This is a genomic window from Oleiphilus sp. HI0123, from assembly GCF_001635315.1.
On the sequence record NZ_LWGE01000381.1, the window covers coordinates 1 to 1,138 of the forward strand.

General features: G+C 45.4%; 1 protein-coding gene. It reads right to left on the bottom strand.

Annotation, left to right across the window (positions count from 1 at the left end):
* The coding region (locus A3761_RS03600) for a nucleotidyltransferase domain-containing protein (RefSeq protein WP_231881145.1) at window positions 1–1,100 on the bottom strand (1,100 nt) is incomplete at its 3' end.
* Between the last annotated feature and the right edge of the window lie 38 nt (window positions 1,101–1,138).

The window sequence follows — 1,138 nt, forward strand, 5'->3', positions numbered from 1 at the left end:
ATATCTTCTGACTTAGCTTCAATATAGCCGTGATTAATTTGGAATCGTTTACCTAGTTCTTGGACACTGTCATCACTCTCGGGGTTTAGATAAAACTCATCAAAGTACTGAAGTATCACGTCAGTAAGTTCGGCTAAACCCAATACGATGCGATAGTAGCGTTGCATCATTTTCTCGACACCGAGCTTTTGCTCGTCATCTTCAAAGCCGAGTATTTCTGCAAGCTTGCGCTGGTGTTCAAATAGCAGTCGGTTTTCGTTGCGGTCGGCAATCATCTGCAGGCCATAACGAAGGGTAAGAAGAAAGGTCTCGCCGCTGACTAGCATGCGGAATTCTTCGTCTGTCAAAAAGTGGTAGCGTGAGCGTGTGCTGGGAGCTTCAGCACCAAAGTGGCGCTTAGATATCCAGGTAATGGTCTGAATATCTCGTAAGGTGCCAGGGGAAGATTTCAGATTTGGTTCGAGGTTGTATTCGGTGCCGCTATATTTCAGGTGGCGTGCACTTTGTTCTTCGCGTTTAGCTAGAAAGTAGGCTTTAGAGGTATAAACTGCGTCGGAATAGACCTTGTCTGAAATAATGCTCAGAAGTTCGGGGTCACCATCGATAGTGCGCGTTTCCAATAGGTTGGTCGCAATGGTGACATCGCTTTTAGCGGCTTCAATACATTCATCAATCGTTCTAACGCTATGGCCGATGTCTAGCTTCAGGTCCCATAATAGTGTGATAAAGTCAGACAGTTTGGTGCCCAGCTGATCATTAATTTCATTCCTTACCAGGATGAGTAAGTCAATGTCTGAATGTGGTTGCAGCTCGCCTCGGCCATAACCGCCAACAGCAATAAGGCTAACATGTTGGTCGAACCCGAAGCGTGCCCATAAACCTTTAAGAATATAATCCATGAGTTTGGATTTAACTTCGATAAGCTGACGGATATCTTCATTTGCCAGATACAGCCGATCAAGGACTTGCTTACTATCTTCCAGGATTGTCCGAACATTCAGGGCTGGTTGTGAGCAAGTACTTAAGTCAGAGACTAATGTTTGCATGTCCAGGCTAGATGCGTGGGTGAACTTTTCGAAGAGCGAGCTGTGTTGCGTCATAGTTTTATCGGCTTGTGCTTAACTTAGCAGACCTTCCT